Source organism: Thalassospira sp. B30-1, from assembly GCF_015767575.1.
Lineage (GTDB): Bacteria > Pseudomonadota > Alphaproteobacteria > Rhodospirillales > Thalassospiraceae > Thalassospira > Thalassospira xiamenensis.
The window spans coordinates 876,663-896,094 of record NZ_CP065232.1 but is presented as its reverse complement, the minus strand read 5'-3'; the positions used below and the strand labels follow the sequence as shown (position 1 = coordinate 896,094).

Sequence of the window (19,432 nt, the reverse complement as noted above, 5' to 3'; positions counted from 1 at the left end):
TCCCTTTATATGATGGCTGCAATTGTTCGCACCCCGACAACCATCTGACAAAGCATTGAAATTCAAAGTAACTTATGATTGTTTTGTCATCAAGACAAACACCAAAGAGTGATGGCGCGTGAAGATCATTCTGCTTACGAATATCGTTCCGCCCTACCGGCAACGCGCCTATGGCATGTTGGCCAGCCTTGTTCATGCCTGCAACCCGGCCCGAAATCCAGATGGCGACTTCCACGTCATCTGCACCCAGCGTCAAGAACCCCAACGCGCGTGGCCGATGCTGACCGGCGATTTCGCCCAATCAATCCTGCCCGGCATCAAAATCCCGCTTGGTGAAAATCGCGTGATCCCGATTAATTTCGGCTTAATCCGCGCCCTTGACGCCGCCCGGCCTGATGTCCTGATCATTGCCGGTTTCGGACTGGCACAATGGCAGGCACATCTTTATGCCCGCCGACACAATATCCCAACCATTTTACAGTTTGATGGTTGGGCCGGATCGGACGCCACCTATCAAAACCGTCTTCGCGATTGCATCCGGAAAACGATGATCGCGCATGCCAAAATCTGCATTGCCGCCGGGGAAAATGGCCAAGACTGGTTTGTCAAATCCGGCAAGGTCAGAAATAATATCCTGATCGCCCCCATCCCGCCTTCCTTCAAGGCTCCCAATCATCTTCACGGCTTTGATGACCGTCCTGTCGATCTTTTATGGTGCGGAAGACCAACATTATCCAAGGGCTTCGAAACCTTCCTTGAAATTGCAGCCGGACTACACCGCCAAGGCCACGCAAAGCGTATACAAATCGTCGGGGCCTGCGACCAGAATGACCTTGCAAACCGGCTTACTGGATTAGGCCTGAGCAAGGCCACCGACCATATGCCCGAAATCCCCCCGGCGAAATTGCCCGGCATCTATCAGCAGGCCAAACTCTGCCTCCTGCCCAGCCGCAATGATGCCTATGGCGTCACCGTGATCGAGGCCATTGCATGCGGCACTGTCGCCCTCGCAAGCAACCGGGTCGGCTGCGTTCCCGATATTCTCGGCACCGCCGAAATTCTGCCTTGCAACATCGTGCCCGCATGGATGACGGCCTGCGCGCGATTGCTAAGTGATCGCGCCGCATGGCAGAAAACCCAAGCCCGGCAGCATTCCCGCATCGCCAACAACAGCCCAGCCCATCACGCCGAAACCATCTTGCGGGCTTGCAAGATGGCAAACAGCGCGGAGGTGCCTGATGCATAACCGCGTTTTGGCCCGTGATGCCCCGGTCTGGATGATTGGCCGCAATGACCAGCTCCGCATTCTCGCCGCCCATCTAGCACACCATAACCGGCTGGTCCGCTGGGACAGTTTCTGGCGTCATGACGGTAGCGGTTTTCTCACCCCCCCGGCCCGGCGGGTGGAACCACATCTTTCCAATGTTCCCGGCCGACATCTCTTGCCCGATATTATGGGAAAGCTCGCACAAAAGCTTCACCTTCCCGCGCGAAACCTCTATTCCGATCTGCCTCTGTCGTGGCTGGCGCGGCTCCATATGCCCGATGCCCGCATCCTCCACGGTCAGGGAAATTACAGCCTTCCCGCCATGCGAGCTGCCCGTGCACATGGCATGACGATCATTTCGGATGTCACCGGCCAGCTTGCCCCGGTCCGCCATCGCCAGCTCGCCGACGAATATCACCATCACGGTTTGCGTTATCGCGAGATATCAAACTTCCTTGCCCGCCGCCGCATCGCAGAAGCCCGATTTGCCGATGGCGTTTTTGCCCCCTCCGACGTGGTTGCCGCCGGACTTGAAGAATGCGGCATTGATCCGGCACGCATTCATCTGGTTCCCTTTGCGTCCGGCCTGTGTTCTCAATTGGTCAAGGCCGAACGAACGACACAAAATCCCGGCATCACCCGCCTTCTCTATGTCGGCAATATCTCGATTGCCAAGGGCATCCGAATTCTGATCGAAGCCTTCCGTGCGCTGCGCACCCGTCTTGGGCCGTCCATCACGCTTGATCTGATCGGTGCGGCACAGCCCTGTGCGTTCGCCTATCTTTCCAAACTGCCGCAAGGTTGCGTCTGGCACGGCGCAATGCCACAGGCGAAGCTTGCCGAGCACTTGCTCTCCGACGATATATTCGTCTTCCCCAGCCTGTCCGAAGGCAGCAGTCTTGCCGTGCTTGAAGCCATGGCGGCTGGCTGTGCCGTGATCACGACCCCAGATGCCGGAAGCCCAATTACCCATCAAAAAAATGGGCTCCTGATCCAGCCCCGCGATAGCAACGCTCTGATTGACGCCATCCAGGCCCTGCATGCCGCACCGGCACGTGTTCAGGCACTTGGCGTCGCCGCCCGCGACCTGATCGCAACCAATATCACCATGGATTACGGCACCCGATCCGAAGCCGCCTATGAAAGGGTTCTTGCCCACCATGCATAGGTTCCGCACGTATATTTATCCGCTCTGGATGCTCTCAGCCAATCTGATCACACGCCTTGGCGGAATGATCATTCTGCTTTTGATCGGCCATCATTTCGCCCCCGATCAGTTAGGGGCCTATTTCGCGGCCGTTGCCACCATCGGCCTTGCCGTAACCATCGCGCAGGCCGGATGCGGCCTGCTTCTGATCCGGCTCTATCAGGCAAACCAGCGCCGCGCCGCCTTCGCACTTTGTGCGCTTCGCCTCACACTCGCTATCGCGGCAACCGCGTTTGTCGTCATCATGACAGACATCCCCCCATCGCCGATCCTTCTGATGCCCATGGTCGCGGCTATTGCCCCGGACTGGATCATCACGGCACGCGGTCAGCTTTCCAAAATCGCCCTGATCGCCGTTCTAGGACAAATCGCCGGAATCACCGTCGCTTTCGTTGCCATCGTCACCCAAAGCAATCTGGCCCTCTTTGCCATCGCACCAGCAATCTCACTGGCAAGCCTGATCGCTGGTGCCTTGCTTGCCCTTCGCGATCATGCCACTCACCCAACTGCCATAACCAAAATCACCCGCAGCCCGATGATCAATCTGATCGGCTTCACGCTGCTGGCTGGCGCACTCCCCAATCTTGATTTCGTGCTGCTCGGCAGAAATCTGCCCGACGCAGCGCACGCCAATCTGATGCTGGCCCAACGCATCTTCCTGATCACGGCGGCGATCATCGCCAGCATTTCGGCGGCATTATTTGCCAAAAAGCAGGCCGGGCTGCTCCGCGATATCTGGCTGATCGCACCACCGCTTGCCATGACTGCAATACTTATGATGCTGCCCAAAACGCTTGCCCTGCTTTTTTACGGCACTGTCAATGCCGACCTCGTCGCCTTGTTGCGCACAGGGGCCTTCTGGCCCGTGCTGCTTGCGATGGTCTCGCGTCAAATCCTGATATCGCAGGAAACCGAAAACCAGTTCTTCCCCGGCTGGATTTGCCTTGCCCTTATGGTTGTCTCAGGCGTGCTTCTTCCGGCTTCCCCTCATGAAACCGATGCTGTGATCATTATGCAGCTTCGCCTGAGCCTCTGCCTGATCCTGATCGCGATATGTCACCGCAATCCCATTTTGCGGAACAAACCGGCATGAAGAAATTGCAGGCCGAAATCATCAATAACCGCCTCATCACCGGCCAGTATGGCGATATCCGTTTCGGGCCCTGGAGTTTTGAATGCTCTGATAGGTACTCTTTCGTCACACTCAGCGATCAATGCCGCAACACACGCCAGGTTGGCGATCACTGGCAACTGGCCGAAGGCGACTGGGCGCTTGATTACCAGACAAGCCGGATTGATCCCGCAACGCTTCGCATCCGGACAACACTCTCCGCCCGCCGAGATGGGCTGTTACAGGATGCCGTCATCCGGCTGATCTTTGACAAACCCACCATTCAAACCGGCGAAATTGCTGGTCGCAAATATCACCACACCGACAGTGACAGATACCGCCTGTATCCCGTCCGCACCGTCCGACTGATGGGAACCGATGGCACAATCATTTCCGTCACGCTTGATCGTTATGACGGGGCCGGTCGCTTTGCGCCCTATATGTACCTGCGTGATCGCGGCGATCACTGGATCATTCACGCCCGCCTGCTGCCAATCGCCCCGGTTGATCACGTCTGGTTGCGCTGGGCCAACCGATTTTTCACTCTGTCCGCCCCGGATTGGCTGGCGCATCTGGTCTGGAATTTTCCGGGTGGCAAAGCTGTTTTCTGGCGCTTGCGCGAACGACTTGGCCGACGCTGTCCCGAAATACAGGCAGTCCCGCTTAACAGGCTGAAATCAAGTCAGTCCCTGATGCTGGAGGTCACATGTCGTTTCGCTTAGTACAATCTGATTTGCAGGAACGCTGCCTTCGCCTTGCGCGTTTGATTGCCGATCAACTGGCCAATCAGCAGTTCGAAAATGGCGATTTCCCCCAGCACAGCTTTTACGCCAAGGCCTATGCCGTCGCCCTTTGGCAAAACCTTGGTGACGATCACTACACTGCGAAAATTAGGGCGGCCGTCAATGCGCTGAAAACCGAAATCCAGGACCACAGTTATCATCGCGAATTCATCGAATACGCACTGGAAAACTGCCCGGACATAAACGCCGAAACCCGTAATGCCATCTTGCGAAACGCCCCATACCAATCGCCCAATGTCGCAAACTGGCACATCCTTGCAATGCACATCCGCCAATCCGGTTCATGGCGGGATAAACTGCGTGCAAAACTGGACTGGCTTTATATTCGTACCCGCTTCTGGCGCGCACCAGTCTTCATGGACCGCCCCGGCTGTTTTTCCGCGCAATATCATGCCTTGTGCGTCGCCTTGCTGACCGATAGCCCTATGCCAGCCCAACGCAAAATCGCGGCGAAGGCCACTGATCTGATTGCCCGACTTTGCGCAACAACAGGCATCCCCAACCTTGTCGGGCGCGGTGCCGGACAGAGCTTTGGCGCAATGACCGCCCTTTATGCCCTGCTCAAACACGGCTATCGCGCTGAGGCCGAAGCCATCCTGTTTCGCCTTGAACAGACATTGCTGCAAACCGAAACACTGCCACTCAACCTGCTTGCCTCCAATCCTTTGCCAGATGATCCAGGCCCGGATAATCCACAAACACCGGGCTGGTACAGCTATAACCGGCATTACGATTATCTGGCTTTCACCGGATTCTGGCTGCTGCGCGCAGCAATCGATAGTTCGCCCGAACATGCACCAACAATTGGCGCCAATGCCGATTTCCTGCTGATACACGACACCGATCATTATCACGCCCGAATGTGCCTGCGCGGAAAGTCGTCCTATGAGATCACCCCCGCGCCGGTGTTGATCACAAACGGTCATGTGTTCCTGCCTCCCTCCGGCGGAGAAGAAGACTTTTCAAGCCTTTATGGCCCAGCATCACTGCCACTTCCGGCCTTTGCCGATCAACAGGCGTGCAGCACCTTCACATCCGGCACGATAAGCGATAGCACCGCAAAGATCTTATTCAGACTGGCAGGCCGCCGGGGCCAGCGCGACATCACATTCAACGAGAACGAAATTGTCATTCATGATCAGGTCGATACAGACAGCCTATCCGACCTGCATCTGTTCCGCCTGCTGGTCCCCGCCGGTTTGGCCTTCGAAAAACCCGGCGAAAACCGGATTGATTTTCCCGATTTGAACCTCCATCTGATCGCGGACCAACCGCTCCATATCACCGATGATGGCCTGTTTGCCGTGACCGGCCCGGTCAGAACGATCTTTGTCCCGAACCAAGGCACCGCAGCACTTCGCATCCTCTGGAGACCCTCATGACCAAGGATGATGCGATCACCGTGATCACTACGGTTCGGGATGGCGATGCCTTTCTGGAACGCTATTTTGCCAATCTTTACAAAATTCTGCGCCCGCAGGATGGTGTCATCCTTGTCGATGATGGTTCGGTAAACCCGGTCATGCTTCCCGACCAACCTGCAAAGATCAAACTGATCCGCAGCACTCCGATTGGCAGGGGAGCCGCCCTTAATCTTGCCATTTCCAATGCGACAACCCGCCTGATTGCCATTCAGGATATCGATGATGTGTCTCACCCGGATCGCCTGTCGATACAGGCGGCCTTTCTCATGGATCTTCCAAACGCCCTTGCCTTCGCCGCAGGACAAAAAACAGCCACGCCAAACGCCAGCAACCCGTGGCAACAAATCCCGGCCACACGGCTTTATCGCAGCAACCCGCTGCATCACTCGTCATTGGCGTTTCATCGCGATATATGGGAAATGGCCAGTGGCTATGACACGGTACTGCCGTGCTGCATTGATCTTGATTTTTATCTGCGCACAGCAAGCCTGCCCATGACCTCCATCTGGCAGTTTCGCCGACAATTGATTACGCGAAACACTAATCCCGCGACACGCTATTTTGCATCCATCCCCGACCCTGTCTATCAAGAAACTTTGCGCATTGTTCTGGCGCGACATCGCCGGGCTATCGCGCCACCACATTGGATGCGCATTTTCGATCTGAAACGTTTGTCGGGGATTGGCCGATGACGAAACCACCGCGGATCATTGCCTTGGTGCAACTGCCCCCGCCGATGCACGGGGCGGCAACCATGAATGAACGGGCTTCGGTCGCGCTTCGCAAAATCTGTGATGTGACAGTGCTTGAAATGCGCTTTGCCAAAAATCCCCGCGATATTGCCAGGATGAGATTGGGTAAACTGGTTATGGCTCTGGGACTTTGGCTAAAACTATTGCTCGCACTCCGGCGAAAACCCGATGCACTTTATATCTGCTTTGCCCCAACTGGGGGCGCGTTTTATCGAGATTGTCTTTATGTGATGACAGCCAAAATCCTTGGCATCGCAACCATACTGCATCTGCATGGCCGTGGATTGCAAACCGGGCGCAGCCAATGGTTAATCGCATTTTTGCAACGCCATGCCTTTGCCGGGCAAACCGCCATTATTCTGGGCAAGGCGTTGCGCACTGAAATTGATGGCCTTCAATGCCGATCAAAAATCATCGCCAATTGCCTGCCCGATACGGCCTTCAAGATCAATCACGACCCGATCAGCACCACAACGCCGCGTCTGCTTTATCTATCAAACCTTTTTCGCAGCAAAGGTATCGATGATGTGCTGGCGGCCTGTGCAATTCTCAAACAGCGTAATATCGATTTCGCGCTTGATATCGCCGGCACCGAAGGCGACCTCTCAACCTGCGAACTTTCACAATTGATCCACAATTTGAATCTTTCGGATCACTGCCGTTATCACGGTCCGGTCGATGCGGATATCCGCACCAAACTTCTATCCAACGCCAACCTCTTTCTGTTTCCGTCACGCTACCCGAACGAAGCTCAACCTCTTGTCGTGCTCGAAGCCATGGCCGCAGGAGTTCCCGTCGTCAGCTCCACCATCGGAACTTTGGTTGATATCGTTCGCGATGGCGAAACCGGCCGCATCTGCCAGCCCGGCAATCCGGAAATGCTGGCAAATATTGTTTCAGATGCCCTGACCCAACCAACCGAAACCCACGAAATGGCGCGGGCTGCAAAGGCCTTTTGCAACCAGCACTTCCGGGCAAATCGGTTTGAGAAGGAACTTCAACAACTGATCAAGGAAATCATTTCTTGATCTCTTTAACCACGCCTGCCCAAATATCCAGCAAGCCTCAATCGTGAAAGATACCGTCATGACCCGCGATGAATTCAACGCATTTTGCCAATCGCTGCCCGTGACAACGCATGTCGTGCAATGGGGCGGGGCGGATGTCTGGAAAGTCGGCGGCAAGGTCTTTGCGATTGGCGGCTGGACCAAGGGCCATACGATTGGCATTACCTTCAAGGTGTCCGACATCGCCTACGAGGTTTTAAAGGAACGACCCGGTTTGCGCCCTGCCCCGTATCTTGCCTCGCGCGGGATGAAATGGATCCAGCATTATGACGCACCGGGACTTGATGATGCGAGCCTGCGTGACCATTTGGCAGAATCCCACAAAATCGTCTCGCGCGGCCTGACCAAAAAGATGCAGCGCGAGCTTAATCTGTATCAGGAATAAACGGCGCGGCTTTTACAACCGCCAAAGGTCGATGCCTGCGGGCACGTCGTCGCGCGGCAGAATGGCGCGCACATCGGCAACGAAGCCGGTGCCACCCTTCAAAAGCCCCTCCACTAGTGGCCAACCCTTGGCAACATATTCCCGGTGTGACACCGCCAGCACGACGGCATCCGCCGGCTTCAGGTCGGCATCACCACACAATTTCAGACCATCGAATTCATGCAGAACTTCCTCGGCATCGGCATGATGATCATGGACCTGAACATTTATCCCGGCATCTTCGAGCGAGCGGATGATATCGATCACGCGCGTATTTCGAATGTCGGGCACGTTTTCCTTAAAGGTCAGGCCAAGCACCGTCACAGTAGGGTTCTTGGTCGCTCCTTCGCGCAACAACGCCCGAATGACCTTATTTGCGACAACCTCGCCCATGCCGTCATTAACCCGACGACCGGCCAGAACCACCTGCGGGTAATAACCAAGTTCCTCTGATTTGTGGGTCAGGTAATAGGGATCAACCCCGATGCAATGCCCGCCGACAAGGCCGGGCGTAAAGCGCAGGAAGTTCCATTTGGTGCCCGCGGCATCCAGAACATCACGGGTATCGATACCCGCCCGATCAAAGATCAGCGACAGTTCGTTCATCAGCGCAATATTCAGATCGCGCTGGGTATTTTCAATCACCTTGGCGGCCTCCGCGGCCTTGATCGTCGGTGCTTTGTGGATCCCAGCCTTGACGACAGATCCATAAACCGCCGCAACGATTTCAAGCGTTTCGGGCGTCTGCCCCGACACAACCTTGGTTATGGTGGTAAAGCGATGTTCACGGTCTCCAGGATTGATGCGTTCAGGCGAATAACCCACCGTGAAATCGATCCCCGCCTTCAACCCCGAAAGCTGTTCCAGGATCGGCACGCATTCTTCCTCGGTCGCGCCGGGATAAACCGTGCTTTCATAAACAACGATGTCGCCCTTCTTAAGGATTACACCAACGGTTTTCGATGCAGATCGCAACGGCGACAGGTCAGGACGGTTTGATTTGTCAATTGGGGTCGGCACAGTCACGATATGGAAATCGGCCTGACGCAAATCTTCGGGATTATCACTCAGCAACAAATCGGCGGCTGCCAGTTCATGATCATCAACCTCGCCGGTTGCGTCATGCCCTTCCTTAAGCTGTGCAATGCGCGACTTGTTGATATCAAACGCGACTGTTCGACCGATCTCCGTCCCGAAGGCCACCGCCACCGGCAAACCGACATATCCCAGACCGATAACCGAAATCTTGCGACCGTGGCTCATTGCTCAACCCTTGAAATTGAATTCTGCCTGACTTCTAGCCAGCACACATACAATCGTCAATAAAAGACGGAACAGCATCCGATTTAGGCAATCAAAAAATATGTGCTACCCTGCAAGCATCCGAACTCAGACTGTTATCCATGCATAAAATCCCCTATCTGATTTGCCTTTTCCTGTTTTGTCTTGTTGCAGGAATGCCCGCCACAGGCCGGGCAGGAGCTGCGCGCATAAGCGTTGTAATGCCTTATATCCCGATGATGGCCGAAAGTCCGGCGCGTGGGACATTCATTCGCATGTATGAAGAAGTGGCTGCGCGAACCGGTCAGGAAATCATCATTGATATTCTACCACCCCGCCGAGCGGTACAGTCCTTTATTGTCGGCGAATACGATGCCTTGGGCGCCTTCCCGTCGCTTAGCGAATTACCGGTTTCGCTGGCATCCGTGCCGTATTACCTGCGCGAGAATCTGATTTTCTACAAACCGGGCCAATTTGGTCAGAACGCGATCACCTCACCCGACGGTCTGGCCGAATTGCGGGTCGGGCTTTCGGCCTATCATTATCCACCCGCCATCATCAATCGTCAGGATGTCGATTTCGAACGGGTTCCCAGCGACCATTCCTTGCTGAGCATGATTGCCAACAACCGGCTTGATGCTGCTCATCGAGAGGTCTTCGGGGCTTCACATTCGCGATCAGCTAGGACTTGCCGGGGTTATCGATACTCTCGACATCCCGCTCACAACAGAAAATGTCTTTTCCCTGTTTCAGGCCAACCGCGAAGGTATTGAAAATCGCGCCATATTTAACCGGGCTGTTTACGACATGCTGTGTGACGGAACGCTGGCGGGAATTTTCGGACGAAGCGACGTTTTACCCGATATTTCCTTGCTCGAACGTGATCTGCCACCTGAAAGCTGGCGTAACGATTGCCTCCCCTCCCTTTCGGGTTACACCCGCTAAACAACCAACGATCCAGTATGCAAAACGGGGTGCGCCATATCTGACGCACCCCGTTTCATCATCATTGTCGGTTAAGGCTGGGCTTACCCCTTGACCACGATATTGATCAGTTTCGGGGTCGGCTTGGCGATATAGATCACCTTGACGATCTGCATGCCTTCAAGATGGCGGGCAACATTTTCATCGGTCTTTGCCATTGCCTCGACCGTTGCCTGATCGGCATCCGCCGCCACCATGATCGAGCCGCGTTTTTTGCCATTGACCTGAACCGGGACTTCAAATTCGTCGTCCTTGGCCTTTTCTGCATCAAATACCGGCCAGTCAAACTTGATCACCGATTTTTTGGAACCAAATTCGGCCTCTGCCATACGGCTCATAAGCTCTTCGCCCAGATGCGGCGCAAAGGGCGCGACCATCAGGGCAAGCGCACGAACATGATCGTCATGCACCGCATTCTGGCGGGTCATGGCATTGGTCAGCTCGATCAATGCCGCAATCGCAGTATTCAGCCGCAATTCAGCGATGTCGTTGGTCACCTTGGCGATGGTTTTATGCAAAAGCGTTTCGATCTTGCCATCGACGTCGCTTGTGCGTTCCATCTGGGTTGCGACCTTCCAGACGTTCGACAGGAAGCGCATCATGCCAACAATCGCGTCAGACTGCCACGGTTTGGAGCTGTCAAGCGGCCCCATATACATCTCATACGTCCGGAAGGTATCAATCGTATACTGATCGCAAATTTCTTCCGGCGGGATGCCGTTTTTATAGCGCTTGCCCATCTTGCCCGGAACGGTGATCAGTGCCTCGTCCGTCTTGGCATTGAACGGCTGCTTTTTGCCGTCAACATCGCGCATTTCAACATCATGGATGTCGACATAAACGCCGCGCGCGTCGGTGTAGGCATCGGCTGTGATCATGCCTTGGTTAAACAGCTTCTGGAACGGTTCGGGCGTTGCAACATAGCCAAGGTCAAAGAGCACCTTGTGCCAGAAACGCGAATACAACAGATGCAGCACCGCATGTTCCGCCCCGCCGACATAAAGGTCGACCGCACCGGGCTTGGCATTACCATTCTCGTCGGTAGTATTGGCCCAATAGGCCGCTGCCGCATCCGATGCAAAGGCCTGATCGTTTTGTGCGTCGAAATAACGCAGATAATACCAGCACGACCCGGCCCAGTTCGGCATCGAGTTCGCATCACGACGGAACGAACGCACTTCGTAATCCGCACCGGCATGGCTGTAGGTCGAGCCCACCGCCGCATCCACCGGCAGGACCGAACCATCGGCAAGCACGATCCCGGTGACTTCCATCCATTCCTTGGCGCGTGCCAGCGGCGGTTCGGGCTCCGAATTCGGGTCTTCGTTTGATTGCGGTTTGAAATCGGTCATTTCCGGCAGGACGACGGGCAATGCCGCCTCGGCCACGCCATGCACCTGTCCGGTTTCCTGATCAAACAGCACGGGGAACGGTTCGCCCCAATAACGCTGGCGCGAGAACAGCCAGTCGCGCAGTTTATACTGCACCCGACCACGGCCAATGTTCTTGGTTTCCAACCATTCAATGATTTTCGCCTTGGCATCCGGGGTCGAAAGCCCGTTCAGGCTGACCTCGTCATTGGCGGAATTGATCGTATCGCCGATATCGGTCTGCGCGATTTTGAAATCGCCCGGTGCGGTTTCATAGCGCGCCAGCAATGCCGCATCGTCAAGATCGGTCGCATCATCCGGTGCATTGGCCCGAAGCCAGCTTTCCGACGGTTTGGTGGTGGCGACAATCGGCAGGCCGAATTTATGGGCAAATTCAAAATCGCGCTGATCACCGGCCGGCACCGCCATGATCGCGCCGGTGCCATAGCCCATCAGGACATAATCGGCAATCCAGACGGGGATTTGCTGCCCATTGGCCGGGTTGGTGGCATAGGCCCCGATAAACACGCCGGTCTTTTCCCGGTTGGCTTCGTCCTTGGACGATACCGGACCGGCCAATTTGACCTCGGCCCGATAGGCAGCAACCGCATCCTTCTGATCGGCTGAGGTCAGCGCATCGACCAATGGATGTTCGGGGGCGAGCACCATATAGGTCGCGCCAAAAATCGTATCGGGACGCGTGGTATAAACCGCGATCTTGTTCTTGCCGCCACCGGCAAGTGCCACCGGGAAATTGACCCGCGCGCCGACCGAACGGCCGATCCAGCCTTTCTGCATCTCGACAACGCCGTTGGGCCAGTCAAGCCCTTCAAGGTCGCCCACCAGACGATCGGCATAATCGGTAATCCGCAACATCCACTGTTTCAGCGGGCGCTTGTAAACCGGGTAATCACCGCGTTCGGACTTGCCTTCGTTGGTGACTTCCTCGTTCGACAGGACCGTACCCAGCATCGGGCACCAGTTGACCGGAACCTCATCGACATAGGCCAGACGCCCACGATCAATCGCGCGGTCGATCTCTTTGCCTTCTGCCTTCGTGCCCTCACCAATGACGGATTTTGGCTGTGGCACACCGTCCTCGTCCAACAGCCATTCCCCGCTTTCAAGCAGCCCGCGAAGCTCGGCAATCGGGCGGGCCCGCCCGGTGATGGTCTGCCCCTGCGGGCCTTTCCATTCGACGGTCGGATCATAGAAGCTATTGAAAAGCTGAAGGAAAATCCACTGCGTCCATTTGTAATAATCGACATCGGTCGATGCAAAGCGACGATGCGGATCATGGCCAAGGCCGATCACCTGCAACTGGCGCAGCATGTTTTCGATATTGGCTTCGGTGGTGATGCGCGGATGCTGGCCGGTCTGGATCGCGAACTGTTCGGCCGGCAGGCCAAACGCATCAAATCCCATGGAATGCAGCACGTTAAAGCCGCGCATGCGTTCGAACCGTGCCTTGACGTCGGTGGCGATATAGCCCAGCGGATGACCGATATGAAGACCGACCCCGCTTGGATAGGGGAACATATCGAGGATGACTTTTTTCTTTTTGGCGGCGTCGAAATCGGCATCGCCCGGATTGGGGGTACGATAGGTATCGTTTTCCCGCCAGTAATCCTGCCAGCGCTTTTCAAATTCGCGCGCACTTTCCTGATAGTTCGCCACCGTCAAACAGCTCCTAAGCTCAAAATACCGGATGCGGAGTAAACCTCGACACGATCCGGATCATCAATTCTGATTAACCAAACCCTGTTCAATAATCGGGCTTGGCCCCTGTTGCAATATCAGAGTGCAGGATAACCGCCACAACCGGCCCGGATGCAAGCCCGAAAACCCGCGTATCACGCATGGCGGGTTTGCACATCGCCCAACCGAACCTAATATAACTGGCTATGGCCTTTTCGCCCTGATTGTGCGATATTATCCGCACGTAAAGACTTCCGGCGCGCGATCCGCACCAAGAAGGTGCCCGCGCAGGCCATCAGGAAATCACCGTGTATCAAGCCCGATCAAGGACTTATACACCCACAACCCGCGTCCAGGGAGGACGGCATGGATATCACCATCGGCGGACTGACATCGCAGGCAGCAAACGGCTCAAGCCGCAGCGCGCAGTCTTACCTGCCCGGTAATGACGACTCGAAATCCGGGTCGAACAATTCTATTGCCTCCGCCTTCGCCAGCGCGACCTCGGTTTCGCTGTCCTCTGAGTCAGGCAATCTTCTTTCGGCCGATCAGATCGTTTCGGCGATCAATGAAAGCCTGTCTTCGACCGGCCTGTCGATCCAGGGCGTCGATCCCACCGATTACACCCCCGAAGCAGTTGCTGATCGCATTCTGGCCCGTGTCGGCGATCTGATCGCCTCGAACGCCACCAGCCCCGAAGAAGCCCGCGAGATTTTTGATCAGGCCAGCGAGGGCATCGCCAAGGGTCTGGAACAGGCCCGCGACTTCCTTGACGGCCTTGGCGCGCTCAATGACACGATCAATGGCAATATCAACGAAACCGAAGACCGCCTGAATGAAGGCTTGAAATCCATCGAAGCCCGCCTGACCGAACTGTTTGAAAGCAGCCCGGCCAAGGAAGCGGCCGATACAACGCCGGAACGCGATGAGCAGGTGCTCCAGTCGCAGATCACCCAGACCGCACAGGCAAGTCAGGCCTATGCCGAGGCTGGCACCAATGCGCAGCGTAACGCCCCGCGTTACGGCACTTCCGCGATCTGATCTTCGCGATCATAGCCTCACCCATCCAAACCGGCAGGCACATCCCCTGCCGGTTTTGTTTTGCGCCCTCACATCCCCGCCGCCCCCGGCCCGTCATCGCCGCCAACGCGAAACAGCTTCCGGCCGGCATCCTGTATCTTGTTAAACGCATCCTCGGCCATGAAGCCCGACACAAACGCCATGAAGGTCACAAGGAACGCGCTGATTTCGATATTGCCTGATCCGTCCGGGCCTCCTTGGGTGACCATCAGCATCCCGGCCTCGGTAAACAGGAAAATCGCGATGGCGGCCGCAATCCCCTCCCCCGTCATCACCATCAGGTGGCCTGCGGCGGCAAAGCCGGTTTCGGGTGCCACCACCGCCACCTCTGCTACCTCTGCCCCATCCTCATCCCTGTCCGCCACATTCGCCCCCCCAACCCGGCGATAGCGACGCGTAAAGCTTACGACGGAGCCAAGGCCGCCCGCCGCCACCGTGACCAAAAGCGTCAGGACAATGCCAGGCATCTGAAGCAGAAGCGACAATACCCCGCCAAGCGGCTGCTGAAACAGGGCGACCAGCGACCGTCGCCCGCCCTCATCTGTCGCATCCTCGTCCGCCCAAAGGGCGGCATGTTCTTCTCTAAGGTCGGCAAGCTCCGCACTCAGGCTGGCGCGCAGCCGGTCGGCCTGCTCCTGTTCGGCGGTGATATTGGCCCAGGTCACCTGGGCGCGCGCCGCCTTCTCGCCAAAGCTCATCACCGCATTTTTGATCGCCTCAATCCGGCTGCGGATATCGGTCGCAAAGCCCTCGTTTACCCCCGGGGCCAATGCCATCTGCGACAGGGCATTATCCAGGTTGGCAATCACCTCCTTGCCCTCGTCGGTGCGGGCATTGTCGGGCGATGGTCGCCCGTCCTCGGCACTGAAATCGCTTTGCGCCAGAAAGGCGAACGCCTGATTAAGCGCCCCAAGATAAGCCGTGCGAAAGTCCGGGTCGAACCTGCCCGGTTGTTCGGCCACCACCGCCCCCAATCCGGCATAAAGATCAAACGCCACCCGCCACGCGGCAATCGCATCCTGGCGCAGGGCCAATCCGTGCCGGGCGGCGGCAAGGCCGCTTGCGTCAAGCATCCTGATTTCGGTGCGCATCGCATGAATGTCGCCCTTAAGCTGCGCCTCGTGATAGCCCTGAAACACCAGCCGCTCCAGATCGCCGGGCGAGCTTAGCTCAAGCTCGCGGCTCAGAAGCTCGCGCTGGATATCGGCAGTAAATCCGGCGAACAGGGTCACGACAAACCCGACATACAGAACCACCACCAACCCGATCAGCATGACAGAGCCCAAAATCGCCGCCCCGCGAACATATAAAACCCGGCCAAACAGAACACGCCGGATCAGATCTCCCAATCCTTTTGCGCCTACGCCGCTGCCAGATGCACCAGATAACGGCGGCCGTGCCGGAGCCCCCGAAGATTGCCGGTCATTCTCCTCTGCCATGGTCTGCGCCTGCACTCCGTCTGGTTATGCCGTGATACGGCGGCCCGCGCCGCCTCAAACCTGACGCTCCCAGACCCGCCCTTGTGACGGCGGCCTTTCCCTCATGCACTTGCCGTCGTCACAATCACTCCCGAACTCCCCGCTCCCCTTTCGTCACTCCCGCGAAGGCGGGAGTCCATGCCGCCCCGCGCTCCCACGCGGGATCGACCCCATCGTCCCACAAAATAGCCTCAAACCCCGCCAATACTCCGGCCGCAATTCAACCAACAGGTCAAAGATTTACGGAACAAAACCCGGTCCCACCGGTTTTACAAAGACAGGTTTTCAAAGAACGGCCAAACCTGCACCATGCCGCCCACTGACCCGCCCGCAACAGCAGAGGATTTCCCATGTTCCATCGCGAAAACATCTGCCGCCAGAAATCAAATGCCACCGCCATTCCCACCACCACCAATGCCAATGATGCCCGCCACATGGCACTGGCGACTGCCGCCACGGCAGCACTTCTCGCCCTTGGTGCGGCGATGGCACTTGTGCCCGGCCATGCGAGGGCGGGCGAGGAAGCCCAATCAAGCTTTATCAATACAAACGGCGAGGAAATCGGGACGTTGACGGTCAATGGCGTGCCGGATGCCGCGATCCTGAAGATCGAGCTTCGCGACCTTCCTCCCGGACAGTGGGTGGCGTTTCATATCCATGAAAACGGGGAATGCGATGCGAAAGGAGGCTTTAAATCCGCTGGCGGCCATTTCAACCCAACCAACAAATCCCACGGCCACGAATTTGCCGACGGCCCGCATGCGGGCGACATGATGAACCAGTATGTCAATGACAAGGGCGAACTTTACGCCCAGATTCTCAATAACGCCGTGCGCTTTGATGGCACCGGCGAAACCGACATTCACGGCAAGGCCGTCATCATCCATGCCGGCGCCGACGACTATAAATCCCAGCCCTCAGGTGATGCCGGGGATCGGATTGCTTGTGCGGTGATTGAATGAACCCCCTTTGGTCAGATAGAGATTAATCTTGTCTGGCCTGGAAAATAACAATTTCAGTTAATCTTCGGTAAGTGCACAAGTAAATCATCGCATACTGAGAAAATTATTTTCAACCTACTAAATCAACCTGAGGCTCTGCTCATCCCTTGAGGAATATTTCCCAACAAACAATTCTTCGTTAAGCTCAGGAGAAGGCATCGAGGTTGCTAAAATAAACTGGTGATCAACTTCTGATTCATTCGAAATATTAACCACCTGATTTTGGAAATTATAGGTTCTTACAACCTCCATTCCTTTATCCTCTGTAATATCAATCAACAGAAATCTGAGATGTCGGAAGTAAGATTTCTTCAATGCTGCAGCCATCATTCCAACTAAAAAACTACTCTTCAGTATCACCCTAGAACTTGCCGAAAAATATTGCTTTCCATCAACTGTCAATTCGTTCTTAGCGAAAGAAAAATATACGGATTGAGGATTTTCAAATGCGTCTTCTCTCAACAAATCTTTTTTGAGAAGATCAATCACCTCATCAGCAACATCCTTGTAGGATTTCTGCAGCCTAGCAGCCTGTTCTGCCTTAATTTTTTCGATTGAAGTCGTCAGAGATTCAACTTCACCACGAAGGCGCTCTTTCGCTTCAGTAAGTGACGTTACTTTCTCTGCTAATTTTCGTTTGTTAGCTACGTCATCAATCTGGTGATCTACATAGCCAATTTTCTTGTGCAGTTCTCTAAGATGGTCACGTTTCTCTGAAGATGGAAGAACCTGCAATGACTGCAAACGTTTAGAAGAAGTTCTCCACTTATTTCTAAGAATATCACGAGATTCTTTTAACTCTTCAATTTTAGTCAATCTTTTTGATTGAAGTATTTCAGATTGCCTCAACTGAATTGCGGTTTCGTTTATTATACCAACAATTCTCTCTTGCGCCCTTTCTTTATCAAAAGGCGCCTTACACAAGCTGCAGCATGCGATACCATCATTCTCGTGAATCTCCGCATGACACGCAGGGCAACTTCCAAATTTCACCTCCGTGATATATTTCGCAACTTCTCCAGACTGCTGTAGAGCACTAATTTTATCTTTCAAAAAATTGATGTATTGCTGAGAATCAGCATAATCCAATTCAACACTTGAGATACTATCATCCACATTCTTCAACTCAGATTGCAGACCTGTCACGATTTTGAATTCTTTTTGGTAAGCACTAAGAGTGATTTTATCTTCGTTTTCGCTATTATAAAGAGCCTCTTCCGCAACATTGATTTCAGCAGAAATCTTATCGCGCTTCTCCTCAAGAGCAGTGGCTTGAGCCATCACTGTTTCCAAACTAAAGCTCTGCCCAGCGCCCCCCAACAGAAGAATGATACTTCTAAGTTCTGCGCTCGCTAACTGATATTCTTTTTCTTTCCTTTTTAGTGTAAGCTGAAGATCATATATTTTCTCATCAAAGGCACCGCAGATAAGGTTGCCTACCGCCTCTCTATTTTGCGGAAAGTCTATCCCATCCTGATAAAATAAATCATCTACTGGACTTAGCTGATCAGCGTATAGCAACCGCAAAACTTGATGCATTGTAACGCTCCCAGTTGACTCAAGGGCAACATCTGGCATCTCGAGCAAACGGAACATTACTTGAGAGAAACTCTCTTTGCCTTGACTACGCCTGTATGGATACCTCTTCCAATCATCTGGCGGCGCAGACATCGCGTCAGCAAACGAGCCACCAAACATATCTACCGGTGCATTCGAACCCTCGTCAACATAACGCCTTAACGTAACCGCCTTTCCATTGACCTCAACTTCGGCAACACAATGACTACATCTCAAAGCAGCCTCACTCCAATGAACAAGGCTGCCACCAAGCGCAAAAAAAATGAAATTCAGAATCGTAGATTTTCCAGAGGAGTTAGCTCCTCTAATGACATTAACCCCTGAATGGAAATTTTCATCGTATGCAACATAGCTTCCAGAATAAATAGCAAGCCTTTTCAAAATAAGCGTCGGCTTAAATAAGGTCATACTTGTACTCCATAAGACCGGATCGCGATTTTATTCCGTTTTCACCATTTAATTTATAGTGATCATATATATATTTTACTGCAGAAACCTGCTCTTCATTCTCCAAGTTTACCTTGGAACATAATTCATGAATTTCTCTTGGCGGCTCCTTTTCGGAAAACTCTACCACTCCATTTTCTAGAGCCGATGAGTTCAAATACTCATTCGCCGCAAGCGTCGTGAGCGCAGCCCTTTGTATAGCAATCATTTTACTAAAAATAGTATATGGACTCGGAGTACAACCATAAGGCCTTCTCCATTTTTTCGCTAAAGCCCTCAACCATTTATCTTCATTCCTTAGTCTTATATCCGAGACAAAGAATGGAAACAAAATATAGAAATCTCTAATTTGAAAATATTCAACACGGATATTTTCTTCATTCCGGAATATTTCCCTCTGCCGGAACATCCGAAACATTGTGTGATAACTGTCATATGCTTCTTCATAAGTGATATGCAT

17 protein-coding genes are annotated in these 19,432 nt (G+C 54.4%); 11 read left to right on the top strand and 6 right to left on the bottom strand.

The window, feature by feature from the left end; genetic code table 11:
• Positions 1-118 precede the first annotated feature (118 nt).
• The 8 genes from IT971_RS04090 to IT971_RS04055 are packed head-to-tail and all read left to right on the top strand — an operon-like array spanning position 119 to position 8,016.
• Complete coding sequence (locus tag IT971_RS04090; protein WP_063092805.1) at positions 119-1,246, top strand: glycosyltransferase family 4 protein; 1,128 nt, start codon at positions 119-121, stop codon at positions 1,244-1,246.
• Positions 1,239-2,435 (top strand): glycosyltransferase family 4 protein, encoded by a 1,197-nt coding sequence (locus IT971_RS04085; RefSeq protein ID WP_063092804.1) that lies wholly within the window; start codon positions 1,239-1,241, stop codon positions 2,433-2,435. Before IT971_RS04090 ends, IT971_RS04085 begins: the two co-directional genes overlap by 8 nt.
• Positions 2,428-3,567: a hypothetical protein gene (locus IT971_RS04080; protein ID WP_063092803.1), complete on the top strand. Its 1,140-nt coding sequence runs from the start codon at positions 2,428-2,430 to the stop codon at positions 3,565-3,567. The genes IT971_RS04085 and IT971_RS04080 overlap by 8 nt, the downstream gene beginning before the upstream one ends.
• A complete protein-coding gene (locus tag IT971_RS04075; protein WP_063092802.1) occupies positions 3,564-4,307 on the top strand; it encodes a hypothetical protein in 744 nt (247 codons plus the stop codon). Before IT971_RS04080 ends, IT971_RS04075 begins: the two co-directional genes overlap by 4 nt.
• Positions 4,292-5,770, top strand: coding sequence for a hypothetical protein (locus tag IT971_RS04070; RefSeq protein WP_139190004.1), 1,479 nt, complete (start codon positions 4,292-4,294; stop codon positions 5,768-5,770). Before IT971_RS04075 ends, IT971_RS04070 begins: the two co-directional genes overlap by 16 nt.
• Positions 5,767-6,504, top strand: coding sequence for a glycosyltransferase family A protein (locus tag IT971_RS04065; protein WP_063092800.1), 738 nt, complete (start codon positions 5,767-5,769; stop codon positions 6,502-6,504). The genes IT971_RS04070 and IT971_RS04065 overlap by 4 nt, the downstream gene beginning before the upstream one ends.
• Positions 6,501-7,592 carry a glycosyltransferase family 4 protein gene (locus IT971_RS04060; protein ID WP_063092799.1) on the top strand — a complete coding sequence of 364 codons (1,092 nt, stop codon included), beginning with the start codon at positions 6,501-6,503 and terminating at the stop codon, positions 7,590-7,592. Before IT971_RS04065 ends, IT971_RS04060 begins: the two co-directional genes overlap by 4 nt.
• A 58-nt stretch (positions 7,593-7,650) precedes the next feature.
• Positions 7,651-8,016 (top strand): MmcQ/YjbR family DNA-binding protein, encoded by a 366-nt coding sequence (locus IT971_RS04055; protein ID WP_063092798.1) that lies wholly within the window; start codon positions 7,651-7,653, stop codon positions 8,014-8,016.
• A gap of 12 nt (positions 8,017-8,028) precedes the next feature.
• Here IT971_RS04055 and IT971_RS04050 read toward each other — a convergent pair whose 3' ends face one another.
• Positions 8,029-9,318, bottom strand: coding sequence for a nucleotide sugar dehydrogenase (locus IT971_RS04050; protein ID WP_063092797.1), 1,290 nt, complete (start codon positions 9,316-9,318; stop codon positions 8,029-8,031).
• A 512-nt stretch (positions 9,319-9,830) separates the two neighbouring features.
• Complete coding sequence (locus IT971_RS04045) at positions 9,831-9,983, bottom strand: hypothetical protein (protein ID WP_156487980.1); 153 nt, start codon at positions 9,981-9,983, stop codon at positions 9,831-9,833.
• Between IT971_RS04045 and IT971_RS04040 the strand changes: the two genes are divergently transcribed.
• On the top strand, positions 9,973-10,281 hold the full coding sequence (locus IT971_RS04040) for a hypothetical protein (RefSeq protein WP_139190003.1): 309 nt from the start codon (positions 9,973-9,975) through the stop codon (positions 10,279-10,281). The genes IT971_RS04045 and IT971_RS04040 overlap by 11 nt on opposite strands.
• An 83-nt stretch (positions 10,282-10,364) precedes the next feature.
• On the opposite strand, the gene IT971_RS04035 is transcribed toward IT971_RS04040, so the two are convergent.
• Positions 10,365-13,367, bottom strand: coding sequence for a leucine--tRNA ligase (locus IT971_RS04035; RefSeq protein ID WP_063092795.1), 3,003 nt, complete (start codon positions 13,365-13,367; stop codon positions 10,365-10,367).
• Between the two features lie 387 nt (positions 13,368-13,754).
• On the opposite strand from IT971_RS04035, the gene IT971_RS04030 reads away from it, so the two are divergent.
• Positions 13,755-14,429 (top strand): DUF5610 domain-containing protein, encoded by a 675-nt coding sequence (locus tag IT971_RS04030; RefSeq protein ID WP_063092794.1) that lies wholly within the window; start codon positions 13,755-13,757, stop codon positions 14,427-14,429.
• Between the two features lie 68 nt (positions 14,430-14,497).
• On the opposite strand, the gene IT971_RS04025 is transcribed toward IT971_RS04030, so the two are convergent.
• On the bottom strand, positions 14,498-15,907 hold the full coding sequence (locus tag IT971_RS04025; RefSeq protein ID WP_063092793.1) for a hypothetical protein: 1,410 nt from the start codon (positions 15,905-15,907) through the stop codon (positions 14,498-14,500).
• Between the two features lie 389 nt (positions 15,908-16,296).
• On the opposite strand from IT971_RS04025, the gene IT971_RS04020 reads away from it, so the two are divergent.
• Complete coding sequence (locus IT971_RS04020) at positions 16,297-16,908, top strand: superoxide dismutase family protein (protein ID WP_223305009.1); 612 nt, start codon at positions 16,297-16,299, stop codon at positions 16,906-16,908.
• A 117-nt stretch (positions 16,909-17,025) separates the two neighbouring features.
• Here IT971_RS04020 and IT971_RS04015 read toward each other — a convergent pair whose 3' ends face one another.
• On the bottom strand, positions 17,026-18,933 hold the full coding sequence (locus tag IT971_RS04015; protein WP_063092792.1) for an AAA family ATPase: 1,908 nt from the start codon (positions 18,931-18,933) through the stop codon (positions 17,026-17,028).
• A complete protein-coding gene (locus tag IT971_RS04010; RefSeq protein ID WP_063092791.1) occupies positions 18,920-19,432 on the bottom strand; it encodes an ABC-three component system middle component 5 in 513 nt (170 codons plus the stop codon). Before IT971_RS04010 ends, IT971_RS04015 begins: the two co-directional genes overlap by 14 nt.